The sequence below is a fragment of the Fodinicola feengrottensis genome (assembly GCF_010993775.1).
In the GTDB taxonomy this organism is placed as follows: domain Bacteria; phylum Actinomycetota; class Actinomycetes; order Mycobacteriales; family HKI-0501; genus Fodinicola; species Fodinicola feengrottensis.
This window is the reverse complement of record NZ_WOTO01000032.1, coordinates 64,928-85,245: the sequence shown is the minus strand read 5'-3', so window position 1 is coordinate 85,245 and position 20,318 is coordinate 64,928. Positions and strand designations below refer to the sequence as shown.

21 protein-coding genes and 6 pseudogenes are annotated in these 20,318 nt (G+C 66.2%); 7 read left to right on the top strand and 20 right to left on the bottom strand.

Features of this window, described 5'->3' with window-relative positions; all coding sequences use genetic code 11:
* The 3 genes and pseudogenes from ftsE to GNX96_RS27280 form a co-directional block, all read right to left on the bottom strand.
* Positions 1–705, bottom strand: coding sequence for a cell division ATP-binding protein FtsE (gene ftsE / locus GNX96_RS27290; protein ID WP_279581624.1), 705 nt, complete (start codon positions 703–705; stop codon positions 1–3).
* Positions 706–882: 177 nt separating this feature from the next.
* Positions 883–2,002 (bottom strand): annotated as a pseudogene (gene prfB / locus GNX96_RS27285) (peptide chain release factor 2).
* Positions 2,003–2,257: 255 nt separating this feature from the next.
* Positions 2,258–2,773: a PadR family transcriptional regulator gene (locus GNX96_RS27280; protein WP_163570412.1), complete on the bottom strand. Its 516-nt coding sequence runs from the start codon at positions 2,771–2,773 to the stop codon at positions 2,258–2,260.
* 281 nt (positions 2,774–3,054) lie between these two features.
* On the opposite strand from GNX96_RS27280, the gene GNX96_RS27275 reads away from it, so the two are divergent.
* Positions 3,055–4,383 (top strand): aminotransferase class I/II-fold pyridoxal phosphate-dependent enzyme, encoded by a 1,329-nt coding sequence (locus GNX96_RS27275; RefSeq protein ID WP_163570410.1) that lies wholly within the window; start codon positions 3,055–3,057, stop codon positions 4,381–4,383.
* 97 nt (positions 4,384–4,480) lie between these two features.
* On the opposite strand, the pseudogene GNX96_RS55580 reads toward GNX96_RS27275, so the two are convergent.
* Together GNX96_RS55580 and GNX96_RS64955 are read right to left on the bottom strand one after the other, a co-directional pair.
* A pseudogene (locus tag GNX96_RS55580) lies at positions 4,481–4,894 on the bottom strand (FMN-binding negative transcriptional regulator); the annotation flags it as partial.
* A 25-nt stretch (positions 4,895–4,919) separates the two neighbouring features.
* Positions 4,920–5,126 (bottom strand): annotated as a pseudogene (locus GNX96_RS64955) (FMN-binding negative transcriptional regulator); the annotation flags it as partial.
* A gap of 111 nt (positions 5,127–5,237) precedes the next feature.
* Between GNX96_RS64955 and GNX96_RS27265 the strand changes: the two are divergent.
* Complete coding sequence (locus GNX96_RS27265) at positions 5,238–5,741, top strand: DUF1801 domain-containing protein (RefSeq protein WP_163570407.1); 504 nt, start codon at positions 5,238–5,240, stop codon at positions 5,739–5,741.
* Between the two features lie 123 nt (positions 5,742–5,864).
* Here the strand turns inward: GNX96_RS27265 and GNX96_RS27260 are convergent, their stop codons facing one another.
* From GNX96_RS27260 to GNX96_RS27220, 11 genes and pseudogenes are all read right to left on the bottom strand, one after another.
* Positions 5,865–6,377 (bottom strand): pilus assembly protein TadG-related protein, encoded by a 513-nt coding sequence (locus GNX96_RS27260; RefSeq protein WP_163570405.1) that lies wholly within the window; start codon positions 6,375–6,377, stop codon positions 5,865–5,867.
* Positions 6,378–6,525: 148 nt separating this feature from the next.
* The gene (locus GNX96_RS27255; RefSeq protein ID WP_163570403.1) at positions 6,526–6,831 is read right to left on the bottom strand and encodes a hypothetical protein; all 306 of its coding nucleotides are present in this window, start codon (positions 6,829–6,831) and stop codon (positions 6,526–6,528) included.
* On the bottom strand, positions 6,828–7,103 hold the full coding sequence (locus GNX96_RS27250; protein WP_279581619.1) for a hypothetical protein: 276 nt from the start codon (positions 7,101–7,103) through the stop codon (positions 6,828–6,830). The genes GNX96_RS27255 and GNX96_RS27250 overlap by 4 nt, the downstream gene beginning before the upstream one ends.
* Positions 7,013–7,240, bottom strand: a complete 228-nt coding sequence (locus GNX96_RS64950) for a TadE family protein (RefSeq protein ID WP_390624160.1) — start codon at positions 7,238–7,240, stop codon at positions 7,013–7,015. Before GNX96_RS64950 ends, GNX96_RS27250 begins: the two co-directional genes overlap by 91 nt.
* On the bottom strand, positions 7,215–7,415 hold the full coding sequence (locus GNX96_RS27245) for a hypothetical protein (RefSeq protein ID WP_279581618.1): 201 nt from the start codon (positions 7,413–7,415) through the stop codon (positions 7,215–7,217). Before GNX96_RS27245 ends, GNX96_RS64950 begins: the two co-directional genes overlap by 26 nt.
* Positions 7,416–7,591: 176 nt before the next feature.
* Complete coding sequence (locus GNX96_RS27240) at positions 7,592–8,527, bottom strand: type II secretion system F family protein (protein WP_163570402.1); 936 nt, start codon at positions 8,525–8,527, stop codon at positions 7,592–7,594.
* A gap of 43 nt (positions 8,528–8,570) precedes the next feature.
* Positions 8,571–9,398, bottom strand: coding sequence for a type II secretion system F family protein (locus GNX96_RS27235; RefSeq protein WP_279581617.1), 828 nt, complete (start codon positions 9,396–9,398; stop codon positions 8,571–8,573).
* A 2-nt stretch (positions 9,399–9,400) separates the two neighbouring features.
* Positions 9,401–9,982, bottom strand: a complete 582-nt coding sequence (locus GNX96_RS55575) for a CpaF/VirB11 family protein (RefSeq protein ID WP_279581616.1) — start codon at positions 9,980–9,982, stop codon at positions 9,401–9,403.
* Between the two features lie 16 nt (positions 9,983–9,998).
* Positions 9,999–10,466: pseudogene (locus GNX96_RS55570) on the bottom strand (ATPase, T2SS/T4P/T4SS family); the annotation flags it as partial.
* Between the two features lie 270 nt (positions 10,467–10,736).
* On the bottom strand, positions 10,737–11,573 hold the full coding sequence (locus GNX96_RS27225; RefSeq protein ID WP_163570400.1) for an oxidoreductase: 837 nt from the start codon (positions 11,571–11,573) through the stop codon (positions 10,737–10,739).
* Between the two features lie 33 nt (positions 11,574–11,606).
* A complete protein-coding gene (locus GNX96_RS27220) occupies positions 11,607–13,118 on the bottom strand; it encodes an MFS transporter (RefSeq protein ID WP_163570398.1) in 1,512 nt (503 codons plus the stop codon).
* A 191-nt stretch (positions 13,119–13,309) separates the two neighbouring features.
* Here GNX96_RS27220 and GNX96_RS27215 point away from each other — a divergent pair, with 191 nt between their 5' ends.
* Positions 13,310–13,816 (top strand): MarR family winged helix-turn-helix transcriptional regulator, encoded by a 507-nt coding sequence (locus tag GNX96_RS27215; protein WP_279581615.1) that lies wholly within the window; start codon positions 13,310–13,312, stop codon positions 13,814–13,816.
* On the opposite strand, the gene GNX96_RS27210 is transcribed toward GNX96_RS27215, so the two are convergent.
* From GNX96_RS27210 to GNX96_RS55555, 4 genes and pseudogenes are all read right to left on the bottom strand, one after another.
* The gene (locus tag GNX96_RS27210; protein ID WP_279581614.1) at positions 13,796–14,584 is read right to left on the bottom strand and encodes an alpha/beta fold hydrolase; all 789 of its coding nucleotides are present in this window, start codon (positions 14,582–14,584) and stop codon (positions 13,796–13,798) included. The two genes, GNX96_RS27215 and GNX96_RS27210, sit on opposite strands and share 21 nt — an antisense overlap.
* Positions 14,585–14,645: 61 nt before the next feature.
* Positions 14,646–14,918 carry a hypothetical protein gene (locus tag GNX96_RS55565; protein WP_279581613.1) on the bottom strand — a complete coding sequence of 91 codons (273 nt, stop codon included), beginning with the start codon at positions 14,916–14,918 and terminating at the stop codon, positions 14,646–14,648.
* A 61-nt stretch (positions 14,919–14,979) separates the two neighbouring features.
* Positions 14,980–15,528 (bottom strand): annotated as a pseudogene (locus tag GNX96_RS55560) (MFS transporter); the annotation flags it as partial.
* A gap of 85 nt (positions 15,529–15,613) precedes the next feature.
* Positions 15,614–16,171: pseudogene (locus tag GNX96_RS55555) on the bottom strand (MFS transporter); the annotation flags it as partial.
* Positions 16,172–16,408: 237 nt separating this feature from the next.
* Here GNX96_RS55555 and GNX96_RS27200 point away from each other — a divergent pair.
* The 4 genes from GNX96_RS27200 (at position 16,409) to GNX96_RS55550 (ending at position 20,292) form a co-directional block, all read left to right on the top strand.
* Positions 16,409–16,987 carry a TetR/AcrR family transcriptional regulator gene (locus tag GNX96_RS27200; RefSeq protein WP_163570394.1) on the top strand — a complete coding sequence of 193 codons (579 nt, stop codon included), beginning with the start codon at positions 16,409–16,411 and terminating at the stop codon, positions 16,985–16,987.
* 863 nt (positions 16,988–17,850) lie between these two features.
* Positions 17,851–19,884, top strand: coding sequence for a prolyl oligopeptidase family serine peptidase (locus GNX96_RS27195; protein WP_163570392.1), 2,034 nt, complete (start codon positions 17,851–17,853; stop codon positions 19,882–19,884).
* Positions 19,877–20,161, top strand: coding sequence for an NUDIX domain-containing protein (locus GNX96_RS27190; RefSeq protein ID WP_163570390.1), 285 nt, complete (start codon positions 19,877–19,879; stop codon positions 20,159–20,161). Before GNX96_RS27195 ends, GNX96_RS27190 begins: the two co-directional genes overlap by 8 nt.
* Positions 20,158–20,292: a hypothetical protein gene (locus GNX96_RS55550; RefSeq protein WP_279581612.1), complete on the top strand. Its 135-nt coding sequence runs from the start codon at positions 20,158–20,160 to the stop codon at positions 20,290–20,292. Before GNX96_RS27190 ends, GNX96_RS55550 begins: the two co-directional genes overlap by 4 nt.
* Positions 20,293–20,318 lie beyond the last annotated feature (26 nt).

Here is a 20,318-nt window from a genome sequence, read left to right as displayed (position 1 = left end):
TTAGCCGTAGACGCCGCGGGCCTGGTCCCGGACGATCCGGCCGCGGTCGAGCTCCACCACCCGGCGGCGCATCTGGTTCACGATGTTCGAGTCGTGAGTGGCCATCACCACGGTGGTGCCGGTCCGGTTGATCCGGTCCAGCAGCCGCATGATCTCAATGCTGGTGTCCGGGTCCAGGTTGCCGGTCGGCTCGTCCGCCAGCAGCACCAGCGGCCGGTTCACGAACGCCCGGGCGATCGCCACCCGCTGCTGCTCACCACCGGAGAGCTGGTGCGGGAGCCGGCCTTCCTTGCCTTCCAGACCGACCAGCTGCAGGACCTCTGGCACGACCCGGCGGACCACGTTCGCGGGTTTGCCGATCACCTCGAGGGCGAAGCCGACGTTCTCCGCGGCGGTCTTGGTGGGCAGCAGCCGGAAGTCCTGGAAGACGCAGCCGACGCTGCGACGCATCCTGGGCACCTTCCAACCACGGACCTGCGACAGGTCCCGCCCGGCCAGCGTCACCTTGCCACGGGTCGGGTTCTCCTCCTTCAGCAGCAACTTCATGAAGGTGGACTTGCCCGAGCCGGTGGGTCCGATGAAGAACACGAACTCACCCTTGCTGACCCGCACGTTCACGTCATCGAGCGCGGGGCGGCCGGACTTCGAGTAGTTCTTGGTCACGTGCTCCATGGAGATCGCACTGGAGCCGCCGGACTGGTTCATCACCGGCATAGGACTTTGCTGGCTCATCACGGCCGCCGAGTCTACCGTCGTCACTTGTACGCCCTGGTGCTGCGGTCGGGTTGACCATCTCAGGCCGGCTTCCGAACCCGCCCGTTTTACCTTGGATTGCCGTTACCGGGACGCTGACAAAGGTCTCATTACCGGGACTTTTAACACCTAGGAGCCGAGTTCCTGCTGCCTACGCCACCGGATGCCGGCCTCGATGAACTCGTCGATCTCACCGTCCAGCACCGCCTGCGGGTTGCCCACCTCGTACTCGGTCCGCAGGTCCTTGACCATCTGGTACGGGTGCAGGACGTACGACCGCATCTGGTTGCCCCAGCTGGAGCCACCGGACTTGAGGGCGTCCATCTTGGCCTGCTCCTCCTGCCGGCGGCGCCGCTCCAGCAGCTTGGCTTGCAGGACCGCCATCGCGCTGGCCTTGTTCTGCAGCTGGGACCGCTCGTTCTGGCAGGACACGACGAGACCGGTCGGCAGGTGGGTCAGTCGTACGGCCGAGTCGGTCGTGTTGACGCCCTGCCCGCCCGGACCCGAGGACCGGTAGACGTCGACACGCAGGTCATCGTCCGGGATCTCGATGTGGTCGGCCTGCTCGACCTTGGGCAGCACCTCGACCCCGACGAAGCTGGTCTGCCGGCGGTGCTGGTTGTCGAAGGGCGACAGCCGCACCAGCCGGTGGGTGCCCTGCTCGACGGACAACGTCCCGTACGCATAAGGGATGTGGACAGCGAAGGTCGCGGACTTGATGCCGGCCTCTTCGGCGTACGACGTGTCGTAGACCTCGGTGCCGTATTTGTGCCTCTCCGCCCACCGCAAATACATCCGGAGCAACATCTCGGCGAAGTCGGCCGCGTCCACCCCACCAGCCTCGGCGCGGATCGCGGATCGTCACGACAGCTTCCCGCGAGTCGTATTCACCGGAGAGCAACGTACGGACTTCCAGCTCATCGATCAGCTTGAACAGCTGCTGCGACTCGACAACCACCTCGGCCCGAGTGTCCGCGTCGTCCTCGGCGTCAGCCAGCTCAAGGAGCACGAAGGCGTCATCCACCCGCTGGCGCAATCCGTCCAGCCGCCCCAGCTCGCTCTGCACGAAGGACAGCCGGGAAGTCACATCCTGCGCCTTCTCCTGGTCATCCCAGAGGTCCGGCGCGGACGCCTGCTCCTGCAGACCCGCCAGCTCCTGCCGCATCGACTCCGGTTTGAGCACCGACTCGATCGTGCGGAGCGTGGAACTCAATGCCTCCAGCTGGGCGCGTACATCTTCTTCAGCCACAATCGTAGAGTGTATGGCGCCAGTGCTGTGTTTCTGGCGCCAGTGCCTGGCGCGGCGCACGACGGCCGCGCCGCCGGGGCGGACCCAAGACCGGGCCATCCCACCGTCTCGGGCGCCTGAGGCCTTCGGCCTCTGCGCGGTGGGGTCGGGTTGCCGCATGGCGGCAGCGTCGCCGAGGCGAGTACGCCGTGGGTCCAGGGGCTCGGCGTCGGTTGGAGAATTGTTAGTGGTGGCCGGGAAAACAGGCGTACGACTTCAGTCGGTGGGGGCGGTGTCCAGCCATTTGAGGACGGCACGGTGGTAGGTGACCGCGAATTCGAAGGTGGCCACTGAGAACTTGTCGCCGCCATGCTTGGCGTCTTTCAGGCTCTCGCGGGCCGCTTCCAGCGCCTCGGTGTGCTCTTTTTTCTTCTCCTGGAACACACCCGCGAGCTGCCCGCCAGCATGCAGGCCACCAAACGCGACCCGCAGCATCAGCGGGTTGCGCAGCTGGTCATGGCCGGCCGGCTCACCGAGCCAGCGGGAGAATGCCCGCTTCCCGGACGCGGTGACCGTGTACGGCTGTGCCGACCGGGCGCCGGCCTTACCGGCCCGTACGAAACCCTTTTCCGCGAGGCTGGGGAGTTCCCTGTACACCTGGGAACGAGTGGTAGTCCAGAATGGACCGAGCCGACCGGTCGCCTCCGCGACCAACTGGCCCCCGGTTTTCGGTCCGTCGTGCAGCAGTCCGAGCAATGCCGCCGCGGTCGCGTTCAAGACTGATTCCGCCATAGCAGATCACGCTGCCACTTATCGACGCCGGGGTCCAGGGAAATCGGGAATCCAATGTGGACTTTCTCGCCGTACCGATCACCGTTGGTAGTTTTCGCTCGTCGCCGACCCTCCACATTGGAGGATCGCCGGACAATCAGCTCCATTGTCCGATGTAGACAGTCGACGGACCGGTCAGCTATCGGCCGTACTAGCACGCTTGAAGCGGCAATCCGTGACATTTGGCCCCGGGTGCGGAGATATTCCGCCGTTTGACCCACTGTTCTAGTACAGTGGGCAGGGTGGATTTACCGTTCGCCATCGCTGAGCCGACCGCCGCCGGGATCGTCGCCGGGATCGAGCTGGCGGTCGCCAAGGGCCGGCTGCTGCCCGGTGCCACGGTGCCTTCGGTGCGGGCGCTGGCCACCGCGGTGCACCTCAGCCCGGCGACCGTCGCCGCGGCGTACAAGGTGCTCCGCAACCGCGGGGTGCTGACCAGCAGCGCCGGCAGCCGGACCAGGGTCAGTCCGCGGCCGCCGCTGACCGGCCGGTCGCTGACGCCATTGCCAGCCGGCGTGCGGGATGTCGCGAGCGGCAATCCCGACCCGGAATTCCTTCCCTCGCTGCCAGAAGTCGCCGCGCGGCTGCATCGCCGGCACTATCTCTACACCGACGCGACGGTGCTGCCCGAGCTGCTGGAAATGGCCGTCCACGAGCTGCATCCGGTACGGGTGAGCCGCGGCCAGATCTGCCTGGCGGGCGGCGCGATGGACGCGCTGGAGCGGGTGCTTTCGGCGTACCTGAAACCTGGCGACCAGGTGGCGGTCGAGGATCCCGGCTACACCGGCGTGCTGGATTTGTTGCGGGCTATGGGATTCGTGCCGGTCGGCGTGCCGATCGACGACGCCGGCATGAGGCCCGACGAACTCGCCGCCACGCTGGCCCGGCCCATTGCCGCGTGCATCATCACGCCCCGAGCGCAAAACCCGATGGGCTCAGCCATCGACGCGGTCCGCGGCGCGGAACTGACCGCCGTTCTCGCCGAGCATCCGGACCTGCTGGTCGTTGAGGACGACCACGCGAGCGGCGCGGTCGACGCGCCATATGTCAGCGTGCTCGGCGACCGGCCGCGCTGGGCGCTGATTCGGTCGATGAGCAAGTCGCTCGGGCCGGACCTGCGGATCGCGATGATCGGCGCCGATCCGACCACCGCGAGCCGCGTCGAGGGCCGCCAGCAAGTGGGTACGGGGTGGGTCAGCCATCTGATCCAGGAGCTGACCGTGCAGCTGTGGCGGGAAAAGGACACCGCGGATCGGCTCCGCGGGGCGCAACGCGCTTACACGCAGCGCCGAGAGGCTTTCCTCGCTGAGCTGGCGACCCGGGGCGTACCGGCTCGCGGTCGGTCCGGCCTGAATGTGTACGTGCCCGTGCCGGAAGAAGTCCCGGTCGTCCGGCAGCTCTTCGACCGCGGGTGGGCCGTCCAGGCCGGCGAGCCGTACCGGTTGACCAGTGGCCCCTTCATCCGCGTCACCACGGCCGCCCTCGAACCCGCCGACGGCGCCGAGCTCGCTGACCACGTGGCGGCCGCTCTGAACGCCACCGCACCCGCCCGCGTCAGCCGCGCCGGCTAACTCCCTGTAACCGGGCTTTGTCCGCATCGACGCGATGCGTGCGTCTGACGCACGCATCGCGTCTATGCGGATAACCAGGTTTTACGAAGGGTGAGGGTTAGGGCAGCGGGACTTCGCGGTCCATGAAGGCGGCCAGGTCGCGGTCGGCGCCGCTCGGGCTGGCGGCCAGGGCGGCCCGTACCGCATGCTGCGTCTCCAGCGGTTTGTTGCCGCTGAGCTTGAAAATCGCCTCGTGCCGGTCGGCCTCGATCCGGAACGCCCGGACCCCGGACAGTTTCTTTCGGTGCAGTTCGGTCGAGTCCGCCGGATCCCATTCGGGCTGCCGGCCGGCTTCCAGGCCGGCGATGCTCGCGGCCATGATCCGCATCACCTCGTCGGGTTCCCGCACGATCGTCAGCCGCCCGTGCAGGTGGACGGCCGTGTAGTTCCAGGTGGGGATCTGCGGGCCGGGTCCATACGAGGTGGGCGAGATGTACGCGTGCGGGCCGCTGAAGATCGCCAGCACGCGAGTTGTCCGGCGGCATCGCCTTCCAGTGCTTGTTCGCGACGCCCATGTGGCCGACCAGCCTGGTCACGACGACGTCCGCGGCCGGCTCCGGTGCCGTCGGATCGACGACGATTGGCAGGTGCGAAGCCAGCTGTCCGTCCTGGCCGGCGCTGTGCAGAGTGGCGAAAGGATAGTCCCGTACCAGCCGCCGCAGCGGCTCAGGATCGCTGACGGTGTGCTCGGGAGCTACATACATGGAGATAGCGTACTAGTACGGTCGTGAAATCTGTACCAGTATTCTCCGCGATGACTTTTCGGGCGGGCCCCGGTCCACTCTCACTAGCACTCAACAGAGCGGAGGACGTAGATGTTCAAGGTGGCTGTCGGCACGGTCGAGGACTACCTCGGCTTCGATCCAGATCGGGAGAAGGACCTGCGGGCGACCGATGCCCTGATCCGTGCTGCCGCGCCCGATCTGGGGCGCCACTTCGTCGCCGGCACCGCGTCCGGGCGGCCGGGGATGTCGATGACCATGATTGGCTACGGGCAGTTCCACTACACCGTAAAGGCGTCCCCTGAGCCGATCGACTGGCCCATCGTCGGACTGGCGTTGCAGAAGAACTACCTCAGCCTTTACCTGGCGCCGCGCGAGGACGGCACCTTTTCGTCACCCCGTACGCCGGCAAACTGGGTCGCGTACGCCTGGGTGACTCAAGCCTGCGCTACGTCGCCTTCGCAGATCTGGCCGCCGACGAACTCACCCACCTGCTCGCCACTGTCAACGCCGCCGCCCAGGCCGGGGAGAAGTTCCGCTACGGCCGCACCCAACAGTGAGGTTCCACACTTCCCGCCCCAACGGGCCTCATTCTGACCAGGTGCGGCGCGAAATTGTCGTACCGAGCTGACATTTTTGGCCCCCGCCCTTTTAAAGGGCGGGGGGTGGGTACGTGGGTTTGGACGTCACGTAAGCAAAGACGCACTTGTACGCGCGCGTTCAACTCCGCAACCCACTGCACAATCGGATTCCGATTGTCACAACAGCACCCCGCTGACCTGCGCGGACTTCGGCGGGCGTGACAACCGCTAAGGGGCGTAGGGCGACCGAGCCTCGCTGACCGCGGTCCGGCGCAATCCCTGCGAATAGCCGAAGGCCGCCCCGAACGGGACCGGCACCATCCGCGCACAGGCGACCAGGGCTCGGGAGTCGTCGACCGTCACGGCGAATGACGTGCTGCCCAGCCCCGGCGTCGGCGGCATAGCGGTCGACGGCGGCCTGCGCGCCGCCGACGGCCAGTGGAAGCGCGTCGCCGGCCCGGTCGGAGCCGTAGAAACCGGCCGCGTCCAACGCGTTCGCCGCGACGACGGCCGCGCCATCGCAGTCCGACTGTAGGTCGCGCTGGGCGAGGAACGCGGCCGAAGCCGCCACCGTGCCGGCCACCAAAAGCAGGGCCAGCACGAAAAAGAGCAGCACCAGCGGCACCGAGCTGCCCTCGTCCGACCGGCTCACCGCGGCGTACCGCGGAACTGGTCAATCCTGACAACGAAAATTCCGGTGACGGTGTTGTTTCCACCATCCACAAAGGACGGTACGGCCGGCAAGCGGAAGATTCGCACCACACAGACGGCAAACTGCGAGCCCGGCGCGAGGGTCGGCGTCACCTCCGGCCCCTGGCAGTCGGCGCCGGCAGCCACAAAACGCAGTTCCGCGCCGTCGGTCGACAGTCCCTGGTCGGCGAGCGCGCGAGGCCCATCGCATAGTCGGCCCGCCGCCGCGCACTCCCCTCGTCGTCGGCGGTCGCGTAGGCCCGGCCCGCCTGCCGGGCGGCCTCGGTGACCCCGAATGCGTTCCGCTGCAGATCGGACGCGAGCAGCACCACATACATCAACGGCACCAGGATGACGATCCCGAGAAACACGAACTCGACGATCGTCGAACCGTCGTCACTACGTACCGATCTCACGGCGCCTCCTCGACGGCTCGCGCGGACGTACGAAGCGGGAGTACGCGTCCAAGCGGCGCGAAGAAGACCGGCACCGCGCCGTCGCAGTCCACCTCGACCACCGGTACGCCGGCCGGCCCGGCGACCTGCGCGGACCGGCAGCTCACCGCGGCACTCGTGGACGGCCCGACGGACGCACGGATCAGCGCAGTCGCCCGCGGCCCGCCGGCCTCGGCCGGCACATCCGCGTTGGCCGCATAGCGCGCGCCTTCCGCCGCACTCGCCGTGACCACGTTGCGTATATGTGCAGGTAGACGGCAACCTGCGCAATGGCCAGGAACAGGAAGATCAGCAGCACCGAGACCAGCGCGAACTCCGCGACCGCGGCGCCGTCGTCGTCCCCGCTATCCGCGGGTGCCGGACACCACATTGCTGATCGCGTCCTGGACGGCTCCGATGATCGCGCCGCGGAAAACCGCGAAAAGGGCCACCACCAGGCCCGCCGTCATCACCGTGACCATCACCCAGCCAGGCACGTCGCCAGCTTCGCCGTCCTGCGACCGCAGGTCGCAGACCCGCACCCGCAGCCAGACCCAAAACGCCACGACCGTCACCACCGTCCGATTAATCCTGAATCACCCAGAGTAAAGGAGCTTTCACCTTCCGAATCGCGTCCGATCAAAGCTGTGGACAACCTCCTCGACCTGGGGATAGCCATGGTGAGAAAAGGTGTCATATCTACTTCAAACGGACTTTAAGATCGGCTACTTATCCACAGGCATCACCGGGTAAGGAGGGTGATCGAGACCAACCCCGGATACAGAGCGAACAGGACGGTGACCGGCAGGATGAGGAAGACGACCGGTACGAGCATGGCGATCTCGCGGCGGCCGCCGGTCGCGAGGAGCGCGCGCTTGCGAGCCTCGCGTACGTCCGCGGCCTGAGCCCGGAGTACGGCCGCGAGCGGCGTCCCTCGCTCCAGCGCCACCAGAATGCCGTCCACGAACCGGGACAGCGCGTCGATGGTCGTCCGCTGCGCGACCGCCTCCAGCGCGGCCGGCAGCGAAGCCCCGGCACGGGCCTCGGCGAGGGCCCGCGACAGTTCGGCACTGAGTTCGCCGCGGCACATCCGGCAGACCCGCTCCAACGCGGGTGCCGGCGCCTCGCCGGCGGTGACGGCCAGCGCGAGCAGGTCCGCGATCACCGGGAACTCCGCCAGAATCAGCTCGGTCCGCCGATGCACCTGAGCGGACAGCCACCAGTCCCGGCCGAGAAATCCGGCCAGCGCAGCACTGAAAGCCACCAACAGGACCGCCACCATCGACACCTCACCGGCAAGTGATCCCAGCAGTACCCCCGAAAACGCTCCGAGCAGAGCACCAGCGCCAGCCCAGAGGACCTGCTCGATCCGGAATTCCTCGACATTCACCGGGACACCGAGCGCGAGCTGTCGGCGGCGTACCGACCGACTTCCGCCGACCAAACGGTCGGCGATGCCCGCCATTTCCACCAAAACCGGCCGCGCCAACCGCCCCAAAGCGCCGAGCGACGGGGTACGGCCCGCGAGCAACCGGGAAGGTTTTGGTGCGTCACGTAAATACGGCGTAAGGCGATCGGCGAGCCGTACCCGACGCAGCAACGGCACACCCGTACCAGCCACCACCAGCCCGACTCCGCCGAAGAAACCGAGCACCATTCCAAGAGTCGTGAAACTCATCGCAGCACCCGCCGCTCCTGCGGCAGCCGACCGATGCGCATCATCAGCCGGTACGCGCCGAAACACAGCCCACCGCCGGCGGCCAGCAGGATCCGGCCGGTGGTCGAGTCGTACGCCGCCAGCGTGCTGCTTTGCGTTGCCAGCATGAGTAAAACCATCCACGGCGCGGCGACCGCCAGCCGCGCGCCGTTGACGGTCCAGGACTGTCTCGTCTCCAATTCCGCTCTTGTTCTCGCGTCCTCCCGCAGAAAAAAGCCGACAGCGTACGCAAAAGCGTCCCCAGTTCGGTGCCACCGACCTCACGCGCCATTCGCAGCGACTCCAACACCCGATCCCCCACCGGGTCCGCCAGTGCGTCCCGGAGGGTGTCAACCGAGTCGGAAAACCGTCCGGTGGCCCGATAGTCGGCCGCGAACCGGACGAAAGCCGGGCGTAACTGTTCCGGTCCGCGCACGCCCAGGGCGCCGACGGCCTCCGGCAGCGACAGCCCGGCCCGCACCGCGGAGGTGAGGTTGTCGACCACCTCGGGCCACACCTCCCGCAACTCGACCTGCCGGCGATCGCGGAATCTGCGGACTATCGCGGCCGCCGGACCGAAAAAGCCGAAAACTCCGAAGCAGGCGGACACCGACAAGCTCCGGCTGATCAACAACACCACCAAAATCGCGAGTACGGCGACCCCGAGCTGGATCATCAGCAGCTGGCCGCCGGTGACGCCCTCAATGCCGGCTTGACGCAGCATTTCAGTACGCCGGGCGAACCAACCCGCGGCCGGTCGGAACCGGCGCGCCGGCACCCGGGCCACTGACCGCCACACCAGCAGCGCGCCAATGCCTGCCAACAGGCCAAGAAAGGCGCCGAGCAGTCCCATTGTCAGGCGCCCAGCAACGCGGCCAGGTCGTAGCCGGCCCGCGCGTACCGATCGGGATGCGGCGGATATCCGCCGCATCGAGCCAATTTCCCGCCGCCGCTGGCGAAAATCTCGGCGGTTTCCACCACGCTGCCCTCGGCCCGGCCAGTGACGCCGATGATCTCGCGTACCCGCCGCCGCCCGGACCCGTCCGACTCGACGTGGACGACCACGTCGACGCAGGACGCGACGGTGGGTACCACGAAACCGGTCGTCACGTTCTCGCCGGCCAGCAGCGGCAGCGTACACATCTTCGTGACCGCCTCGCGGGCCGAATTGGCGTGAATGCTGGCCATTCCGGGCAGTCCACTGTTCAGCGCGATCAGCAGGTCAAGGCACTCGGCCTGCCGGACCTCGCCAACGATGATCCGGCTCGGCCGCATCCGCAGCGCCTCTTTTACCAGGCGCCGCAACGGTATCTCGCCGAAGCCTTCCAGATTGGGCTGTCTGGTCTGCAAGGCGACCCAGTCGGGCGCGCAGAACCGCAGCTCGAAAACCTCTTCGCAGCTGATGATCCGCTCGCTGGCCGGGACCGCGGCGGCCAAAACAGTTCAGCAGGGTGGTTTTTCCGGCCTGCGTACCACCACTGACGATCACGTTGAGGCCGGCGGCGACGGTGGCTTCAAGGAATCTGGCCGCTGGCAGCGAAATCGTGCCCAACCCGCAGAGCTGTTCCAGACTGTTGGCCCGTACGACGAATTTCCTGATGTTGACGGCCCAGTGTTCCCGGGTGATGTCCGGAATGACGACGTGCAGCCGCGATCCGTCGACCAGGGTGGCGTCCACGAACGGGGTGGACAGGTCGATCCGCCGGCCGGTTCCTTTCAGCATCCGCTCGACGAGGTCGCGGACCTGGTCGGCGGACAGGATGGTGTTCGTCAACTCGCTGCGGCCGCGGCGCGCCACGAACACCCGGCCCGGGCCGTTCACCCAGATCTCCTCGATCTCCGGATCTTCGAGAAATCGTTGCAGCGGACCAATTCCGGCCAGCGCGTCAAAGAGACTCCGGGCTGTGGCCGGTGCGTCCATAAGAGGCGGCAGGGTGCCGGTCAGCGAACGGTCGGCGTAGTCGGACAGCGCCTCTTCGATCAACTCGCGGATCGCCAACGGCTGCCGGACGGGGTCCAAGCCGCGGCGGCGGACCAGCTCCCGTACCTCAGATCCGAGGATTCCGGTCGCCGCGTCCACCGCCACGCCCCCGTAGCCGCCCTGTCGTTTTTGTCCGCTTCAGGCTATCTGTCAAGAAGCGGTAAAGACAACAGTCTGTATGCATTCGTCCACTTTGGGTTTCCCCTCACGTCATGCTGGGTAGTCGGCCGAACGTGCCAGGCTCTCCCACTCGGCCAGTTCCGCGCGGGCCCTGTCCAGGCTGGCCGCGATGGTGTCGACGGCTTCGTTGCCGAGCACCAGCCGCAGTGGTGGCCGCTCGGCGTCCAGCGCGGTCAGGATCGCCTTGGCGGCGCGGACCGGGTCACCCGCCTGCGCGCCGCTGGCCTGGGTGAGGGCCGCCCGCACCGGCGCGAGCAGTTCGCGGTAGACCTCGCCGGTGGCGGTGAATTCAAGGACATCTCGTTCGTTGAAGGAGGTCCGAAACGGCCCGGGTTCCACGATCATGACGTGGACGCCAAACGGCCGGACCTCCTCGGCCAGCGCCTCCGACCAGCCTTCGAGCGCGAACTTGGTGCCGGCGTACGCGCTGATCCCACCGAAGGCGTAGCGGCCGACCTGGCTGCTCATCTGCACGATCGCCCCGCGACCGCGGGCCCGCATGGCCGGCAGCACCTGCCGGACGATCTCCGCCGGTCCGAACAGGTGCAGGTTCATCAGGTCACGCAACTCCTGGTCGGCAATCTCCTCGGCCGCACCGACGATGCCCCTGCCCGCGTTGTTCACCAGCACGTCGATGTGTCCGTACACCTTCATTGCCCGCGCGACGGCGGCGGTGATCTGCTCCTTGTCGGTCACGTCCAACTGGACAGCCGTGACCCGATCCGGCGCGGACTCGACGAGGTCCTTCACTGACTCCGGACGCCGGACCGCGGCCACCACGGTGTCACCGGCGGCCAGCGCCTGCACCGCGATCGCGCGGCCAAACCCGGCCGACGCACCGGTCACGAACCACACTCGTACACTCATCAGTCTCTCCTCTTTTGCTGATATGCAGACCCTTTAACCAGCTGCCGTGCCGGCGAGCGCCATTTCCTTGACTTCGCCGTCATTGCCCGTACTGACCGGCCGTTTTCGAACCAACACGGCGACAATTGCCGCGCCGAGGGCGGCGGTGGCCGCGATCGTCCACATGCCGGTGTGCAGCGCGTCGGTGTACGCGTTGGACGCGATCACGCGAAGCTGTGCCGCCGGCTCGCCGCCGGCGGCCAAGGTACCGCTCATGTCGCCCTGCAACAGCCTCGCGGTGACCGCGCTCGCACGATCGGCACCAAGAGAGCCGGTCAGGCGTGCCTGGGTGACACCGGCCAACAACGATCCAAGGACAGCGATCGCGACGGCTTCTCCGCCAAGACGCATCGTGTTGAACACTCCGGCGGCCATTCCGGCGCGTGCCGGCGAGACGGCGGAAACGGCCGCGCCGTCCAGCACTGCCAACGAAACCCCGAAACCAGTGCCGATCAGCAGCAGTGGACCGGCGAGCTCACCGGCGTACGCACCGGCATGGATGGTCAGCGTCGACCAGGCCGCACCGACCGCGGTCAACACCATCGTGGCGACCAGCAGTACGCGCTGCGAGAGACCCGGTGCGCGATGGCGCCTACCACCACCGGTACGACCAGCGTCGGACCGGTCAGCAGCACCAGCAGCAGGCCGGCCGTTTGCGCATCGATGCCGTCCACCGCCCATGAAATACGCCGGCAGGGCCAACAATGGCGCGACGAAGCCAAAAGCGAGCAGGATGGGGATCACACAGATCGCCAGGAATCGCGGCTCAGCGAAAAGCGAGACGTCGATCATGGGATGAGTTCCCCGACGCTCGACGATGACGAACGCGGCCATCAATGCCGCGGCGGCCACCAGCGCGCAGATCACCAGCGGGTGCCGCCACCCCAGCGACGGCCCCTCGATTACTCCGAACACGAATGCCGACAAGGACAAGGTCAGGGTGATCGCACCCGGCAAGTCAAGGCCGGCCCGATGCCGCTCCCGCGAGGCCGGCAACAACGGCGTCACCAGCAGGACCGGCACCAAAATCACAGCCGCGACCAGGAAGAAGGCCCGCCAGCTGCCCAGCGCGGTGACCAGCACGCCGGCGATCAGCGGGCCAAAGGCCAGGCCGAGACCGATCGCGGTGCCAAACAGCGCGAACGCTCTGGACCGACCCCGTCCGGCGTACGCGTGAGCCAGCAATGCGCTGCCACCGGTGACCACCGCCGCCGCGCCGATGCCGGCGATCACCCGCGCCAGGATCAACACGCCAATCACCGGTGCGTAGGCGGCGACCAGCATGGCCGCGCAGAACACCGCGATACCGGTGGCGAACATCAGCCGCCGTCCGGCCAGGTCGGCCAACGACCCGCTGATGGCCATGAAACTCGCGAACGTCAGGAAAAACGCGTTCACCACCCACTGCGCGGAGGCGAGGCTGGTGTGCAGGCTTGCGCTGATGTCCGGCAGCGCGATCGAGGCACCGGTCGCGGTCACCGGCACCAGCACGATCGCCGCGCACACCCACTGCCAGCGTGGCAGCCGGCCGCCCGCCGCTCGAACCGAAAGACTCTTCCATCACATTGACCTCTGATGTCTATTCGAACTCTGATACTCACCAGAGATGGAAACAGACAGAGACGGCTCTCGTCAAGCGCACAACTCTCATAGCTGTCAGAAGTCTGATAGTTTTGTCCCAGCGGCGGATGGCTGACGTGAGCGAGGGACGCATGGGTGTCGAGGAACGCATCATCGAGGGCTTGGAGGAGCGCCTCGGCACCTTCCTGAAGCGTTCGGAGCAGGCGCTGATGGCAGAGAAAAGCCGCGTACTGAAGCCGTTCGGGCTCTCGGTGCCGCAGTACGCCGCGCTGTTCGCACTGTCCCAGGCGCAGCTGTCCGGAGCGCAGCTGGCCCGGATCTGCTACGTCACTCCGCAGAGCATGAACTCGTTGCTGTCCACCCTGGAAGCCAAGAACCTGATCGAACGCAGTCCGTCAGATCTGCATGCCCAGGTGCTCGTCACCAAGCTCACCAGGGCCGGCCACGCCGTGTTCCGCAAAGCCAACGAGGCCGCACTGGCAGTGGAGCGCGGGCTGTCCGCCGCTTTCACCGCCGACGAGGAAAAAAAAAAAAACGCTCCGCGACCTCCTTCAACGAGCCATCGCCACCCTCTCGGCCCACTGAGACCAGGAGCTCAGTCCTTAACCAATCGAATCCATTAGGCGCTGGGCGAAAGCCTCAGGTGCGGTCAGATATCCGTGGTGGTAGCTCGGAAAGTCGACTGCCTCAACGCCCAGTTTCGCGGCCAGCGCGGCCTGGATCTCGTCCTGCATCGTGTCCTTACGCGGCTCGCCGACCCCGACCACCACCGGCACTCCGCTCGTACGCAGCTTCTCCAGGTCCGGCTCGTACTCCTGGATGGTCGGCGGCATTTCATGTCCGACGAAGAAACCGAAGTTGCTGGCCAATCGGCCGCCCAGCTCTGGACCTCCCGGCAGCCCCGCCTCGGAACCACCTTCGTATTCGGTCATCTTCGTCACCGCGGCCATCACCCCGCCGCTGACGTACGCGGCGTGAATGTCGGCGAAACGCAGCCGGAGCGGCTCCGGGTCGGGCAATGCGGCCACCAGCGGCGCCTCATGGGCGACCAACGCGCGTACCCGCTCGGGATGACGAATGGCAAGGTCGATGCCGATCACCGCGCCCAGGCTGTTGCCGAAGACGTACGCCGGCTCGTCGCCGAAGGTTTCCAGCAGCCGCAAGGCATCCGTGCTCTGCTCGGCCATCACCAGATCGGCCGGTGGACCGTCCAGCGGGCTGCGCGAGTTGCCTCGACGGTCGTACGTGACGACCGTGAACCGGTCCGCCAGAATGGCGGCTATCGGCCCGAAATAGCCGGCGTCACCACCGCCGCCGGGGATCATCAACAACACCGGCCCGCTGCCTCGTACTTCGTAGTAAAGCGTGGCACCGTCAACTGTCAGGTTCATTGTTTGCTCCTCTGGATAGAAAAAGCCGCTCGGACCAACCATCCGAGCGGCTTTGCTGAATCTATTCCGAGACTAGCGCCTCAACCGGCTGGCGCTGCTTCACGATCTCGACCTTCGCCGGCGAAGCGTTCGGCGTCGCCGGCGGAGTGTCGCCGCCACGCAGCGGGATCTCCTTGACGAACCAGGCCACCGCGAAGGCCACGGCGGTGATTGGCACGGCCCACCAGAACACCGTCTGCAGGGCGTCCACGACGGCCGAACTGTACGCGGTGTGGACCGCGACCGGCAGGTGCGACACGACGCTCGGGCTCATCCGCGCGCCGCCGGAGGTCATTTTCTCCCGCCGCCGCCGAGCCGAGACTGCTGGTCAACGAGGCGGTCAACCGCGAGCTGAAGATCGCACCGAAGAGCGACACACCGATCGATCCGCCGATCTGCCGGAAGAACGTGGCCGCCGACGAGGCGACGCCCATGTCCCGTACGGACACGCTGTTCTGGGTGATCAGCATGGTGGTCTGCATCAGGAAACCCATCCCGAGGCCCAGCGGGATCATCAGCAGGCTGGAGACGGTGTGCGTGGTGGTGCTGACGGTCAGCTGCGCCAACGCAATCATGCCGAGCGTCATCAGCGCGCCGCCGATGATCGGGAAGGCTCGGTAGCGGCCGGTACGGGTGGTGATCTGGCCGACGATCAGGCCGACTACCACCGACGAGAGCATCAGCGGGATCAGCGCGAGACCGCTCGCGGTGGCGCTGTCGCCCTGCACCAGCTGCTGGTATTGCGGCAGGAAGGTGGTGGCGCCGAACATCGCGAATCCGACCAGGAAGCCCAGCACCGACGCGACCGCGAAGTTGCGGTTGCGGAACAGGCTCATCGGCATGATCGGCTCGACCGCCCGCCGCTCCACGAAAACGAACCCGACCAGCGAGACGACGGCGAGAATCCCCAGCCCGACGATCTGCCAGGAGTCCCACGCGTACTCGGTGCCGCCCCCCCGTGGTCAGCAGCACCAGCGCGGTGATGCCGACGCTCAGCACGGCCACCCCGAGATAGTCGATGCTCGCCTTGATCGTGGACTTGGGCAGTTTGAGGGTGAGTACGACGACGATCAGAGCGACGATCCCGACCGGGATGTTGACGTAGAAGACCCAGCGCCAGTCCAGGTTGTCGGTGATGAACCCGCCCAGCAGCGGACCACCGATCATCGCCAGCGGCATCACCGCGGCCATCAGGCCCTGATATTTGCCGCGCTCCCGCGGCGACACCATCGCGCCCATAATCGACATCGCGCCGACCATAAGTCCGCCGCCACCCAGGCCTTGGAAGGCGCGGAAGGCGATCAGCTCGGTCATGCTCTGCGCTGCGCCGGACAGCACCGAACCGGCTAAGAAGAGCACGATTGAGGCGATGAACATCGCTTTGCGGCTGTAGAGGTCGCCGAGCTTGCCCCAGATCGGCGTCGCCACCGTCGAGGCCAGCACGTACGCGGTGACCACCCAGGACAGGTGGCTGAGCCCGCCGAGGTCGCCAACGATCCGCGGCAGCGCGGTGTTGACGATCATGTTGTCGAGCAGCGCCAGCAGCATGGCCAGCATGACGCCGGTGAGAATGACGTACATCCGCCCCTTGGACGGGGTCGCCACCTCGGCCGGGGGCGCCACGTGGGCGCCACCGCGACGCTGAGGCGCCGAGTGTGTGGTGTTGGCTGTCATCAGATATCTCCAGTACGCGAAGTTTACTTGTCGGCCGGCTAGCTGCCTTACTAGCCGTACGGTAAGCTCTCTACTAGCCGGTCGTCAAGTAAGTAAGCGAAGGTGAGTTCCGTGACAGACGACACGCCGACAGCGCCCGAGGGCCGCCAGTCCGGCACCCGCCAGCGAATCCAGCAGGTCGCGCTGGAGTTGTTCGCCGAATACGGGTACGACAAGACCTCCCTGCGGGAGATCGCCGAGCGCCTGGGCGTCACCAAAGCCGCGCTCTACTACCACTTCAAGAGCAAGGAAGCGATCATCGCCGCCGTCTTCGAGGAGATCCTCGAGGAGATGGACGGGTTCATCGCCTGGACCAAAACCCAGCCGCGTACGTCCACCGCCCGCCAGCAGATCGCCCAGCGCTACGTCGAGTCCAGCAAGGGCGCATCCAGCGTCATGCGACTGTTCCAGGAGAACGGCCCGGCGATGCGCGAGCTCAAGGTCGGCGAGCAGATGCGCGACCGGCTGATCGACCTGGTCAACACCCTGACCCCCGAACACGCCTCAGTCCCCGACAAGCTCCGCATCCGGATCGCTCTCTTCGCCGTCCAACTGAGCCGTTTCAGCATGCAGGATGTGCCAGTGGAGGAACTAGACGCGGCCATCGTCGAGGTCGTCTTCGAACTCCTGGACCGCGTCTCCTGGGAGTAACCCCGCTCGCCTCGATTCCCCTCCATCCCCTCCTCCGCCGCCGGTAACGAAACAGCTTAGTTTTGTCCCGATTTGTGAACTGTTTCGTTACATTCGCTGGCGGTTGAGTGCGCAGGAGCCACTTGAGTCACAGGAGTAACCGGGCGGTCCGGCGTACGGGACGCTAATCCCAAGATGTGGACCAGAATCCGGTCAGGCACATTCCGCTGTTCTTATTGGGACTGGTGGGATCAACTTTCACCGCCAGTAACCGGATTCCGCGAATAACGCCGCCACCTATGTCCGATTGTAACGTTGTCGCCCATCCGTGCCCAGAATGGGCAACAACGTCACAATCGGACATACCCCCACTCAGTACCCGGCCACCCACAGTCAAAACCGCACCCACACAGGTCTTGAACCCGCAAACGTGATGCTGGTTCGTTCTCCCCGTCGGCGGGGAGAACGAATCCTTGCCCAACTCCGTACCCAAGCCGCACCCCGCCCGTCAGACCCCCGTTCTTCCTTGAGGCTCCGCCCGAAGGGCACCCCACCAGCTGCACAATCGGAATCCGATTGTGCAGCTCTACATAGGGTGCGGCGCGAAACTGTCGTACCCACCCCGAAAAAAATCACCCCCCCCCCAAGAACGGTGGGGGGGCGGGTTCGAGGACCAATGTTCAACTAAAAACTAAGGTCCACCTCTCAACCCACCCCCCGCCCGTTCAAAGGGAGGGGGAAAGAAAAACAGACACGTACGACAGTTTCGCGCCGCACCCTATGGAGAGATCGGCATCCGATCGCGCACCACGGGCTCGGACCGCTCGCGCAGAGAACGCGCCCCCACCTGCCATCTCGAAGCGCGGCCCGGCAGACTTTCCGGCATGACCGATGCGACCGCTGAGCAGGACCCTTATCTCTGGCTGGAGGAGTTGACCGCCGACGCGCCGCTGGGTTGGGTGCGCGAGCGCAACGCCGAGGCCGTCGCCGCGCTGGCCGAAAGCGCCCATTTCGGGGCGCTGAACGCGGAGATCCGGGAGGTGCTGGACGCGAAGGACCGCATCCCGTACGTGATGCGCCGCGGCGACTACCTCTACAACTTCTGGCAGGACGAGACCAACCCGCGCGGCCTCTGGCGACGCACCACGCTGGCCGAATACCGCAAGGCCGAGCCCGAGTGGGATGTCCTGCTCGACATCGACGCGCTGGGCGCGGCCGAGTCGCAGAAGTGGGTGTGGCAGGGCGCCGACGTGCTCCGGCCGGACTACCGGCACTGCCTGGTCAACCTGTCCCGCGGCGGCGCGGACGCGACGGTCGTGCGGGAGTACGACCTGCAGACCCGGACCTTCGTGGACGGCGGCTTCGAGCTGCCGGAGGCGAAGAGCGACATCGGGTGGATCGACATCGACCGGGTGTATGTCGGCACCGATTTCGGCACCGGTTCGCTGACCGCGTCCGGATATCCGCGGATCGTCAAGGAATGGCGACGCGGGACGCCGCTGTCCGCGGCGGTGACGGTTTACGAGGGAAAACCGGACGACATCGCGGTCGGCGCCAGCCACGATCCGACCGAGGGTTTTGAGCGCGATTTCGTCACTCGGGCCACCGATTTCTATTCCAGCGAGAAATACCTGCGATCCGGGGAAAATCTGGTACGCATCGAGGTGCCCGACGACGCCGAGATCGGTGCGCAGTGGGAATGGTTGACGATCGAGCTGCGGACCGACTGGACCGTCGGCGATCAGACTTATCCAGCCGGTGCACTACTGGTGACCAATTTCGACGACTTCCTTGCCGGCCAGCGCGACCTGGCCGTGCTCTTCGAGCCATCGCCGAACACGTCACTGAATCACTACACCTGGACCCGAAATCACCTGCTGCTCAACACTCTGGAAGACGTGAAGACCCGAATAGAGGTGTTGACGCCATCAGCGGCCGGCTGGCAGCGCGAGCCGCTCGCCGGCGTCGCCGCCACCGGCAGCGTACAGATCATCGACACCAGCCCGGACGATGACGACGAGTTCATGGTGAATTCGAGCGGTTTCACCGAGCCGTCGACACTGCTTTACGGCCATGTCGGGGAAGAGCTGGAGGGAATCAAACAGGCGCCGGCATTCTTCGACGCTGCGGACATGGTCGTACGCCAGCATTTCGGCACCTCGGCGGATGGCACCAAAATCCCGTATTTCGTGGTGGGCCCAGAAAACCCGAGCGGACCGGTCTTGTTGAACGGCTACGGCGGTTTCGAGATCTCCCTGACTCCCACCTACAGCGGCATCATCGGCCGTGGTTGGCTGGCCCGCGGCGGCACGTACGTGGTGGCCAACATACGCGGCGGCGGTGAGTACGGGCCAGACTGGCACCTGTCCGCGATCCGCGAGAACCGGCACCGGGTTTATGAGGATTTCGTTGCGGTGGCTAAAGATCTCGTCGACCGCGGGATCGCCGAACCGGCCCGGCTGGGCATTCACGGCGGCAGCAGCAATGGTGGCCTGTTGATGGGCGTGATGCTGACCCAGTATCCGGAGCTTTTCGGTGGCATCGTGTGCGCGGTGCCGCTGCTGGACATGAAGCGTTATCACCTGTTGCTCGCCGGCGCGTCCTGGATGGCCGAGTACGGCGACCCGGATGACCCGCAGGACTGGGAATTCATCCGTAAGTACTCGCCCTACCAGCACATCGAACCGGGCCGCCCCTACCCACCGGCGCTCTTCCTCAGCTCCACCCGCGACGACCGCGTGCACCCTGGGCACGCCCGGAAAATGGTCGCCCGACTGCGAGAACTCGGCTACGACCTGTCGTATTACGAGAACATCGAAGGCGGCCACGGCGCCGCCGCCGACAATGAACAACTCGCCTTCCGGTGGGCGCTCACCTTCCAGTTTCTGTTCGATCGACTGGCCAGCGACGATGTCTGAGCTGACACTGCCGATTTCGGTCAAGGGGGTGGTGATCAACGATGGGCGCGTCCTGCTGCTGAGGAACCACCGCAACGAATGGGAGCTGCCGGGAGGTCGCCTGGAGCTGGGCGAGACCCCGGCGGAATGCCTGGCCCGCGAGATCGTCGAGGAAACCCTGTGGAGGGTGAGCGTCCACGACATCATCAGTTCCTGGATCCATCACATCCCCCAGGTGGACAAGCACGTCTTCATCGTGCGTACGGCTGCATTCCGCACAGTGACACCGTTCCGATGATCTCGGCCGAGCACACCGATTTCGGCCTGTTCAAAAGGAACGAATTCTGGCATGTGAACATGCCGGAGCCGTATAAGGACGCCATCTCACGGTGGTACAGCAAGAACTACTGGGGCGGCTCCGAGGAGTGACCAGCCTGGTTCATGTCGCAAAGACG

Coding starts and splice junctions, on each gene's coding strand:
- GNX96_RS55565 (WP_279581613.1), bottom strand. CDS start 14,918: ATGACCTCCGGCGGCGCGCGGATGAGCCCGAGCGTCGTGTCGCACCTG.
- GNX96_RS27210 (WP_279581614.1), bottom strand. CDS start 14,584: ATGAACCTGACAGTTGACGGTGCCACGCTTTACTACGAAGTACGAGGC.
- GNX96_RS27265 (WP_163570407.1), top strand. CDS start 5,238: ATGTTCAAGGTGGCTGTCGGCACGGTCGAGGACTACCTCGGCTTCGAT.
- ftsE (WP_279581624.1), bottom strand. CDS start 705: ATGAACCAGTCCGGCGGCTCCAGTGCGATCTCCATGGAGCACGTGACC.
- GNX96_RS55550 (WP_279581612.1), top strand. CDS start 20,158: ATGATCTCGGCCGAGCACACCGATTTCGGCCTGTTCAAAAGGAACGAA.
- GNX96_RS27240 (WP_163570402.1), bottom strand. CDS start 8,527: ATGAGTTTCACGACTCTTGGAATGGTGCTCGGTTTCTTCGGCGGAGTC.
- GNX96_RS27280 (WP_163570412.1), bottom strand. CDS start 2,773: ATGGCGGAATCAGTCTTGAACGCGACCGCGGCGGCATTGCTCGGACTG.
- GNX96_RS27235 (WP_279581617.1), bottom strand. CDS start 9,398: ATGGGACTGCTCGGCGCCTTTCTTGGCCTGTTGGCAGGCATTGGCGCG.
- GNX96_RS27225 (WP_163570400.1), bottom strand. CDS start 11,573: ATGAGTGTACGAGTGTGGTTCGTGACCGGTGCGTCGGCCGGGTTTGGC.
- GNX96_RS64950 (WP_390624160.1), bottom strand. CDS start 7,240: ATGTGGTGTCCGGCACCCGCGGATAGCGGGGACGACGACGGCGCCGCG.
- GNX96_RS27190 (WP_163570390.1), top strand. CDS start 19,877: ATGTCTGAGCTGACACTGCCGATTTCGGTCAAGGGGGTGGTGATCAAC.
- GNX96_RS27195 (WP_163570392.1), top strand. CDS start 17,851: ATGACCGATGCGACCGCTGAGCAGGACCCTTATCTCTGGCTGGAGGAG.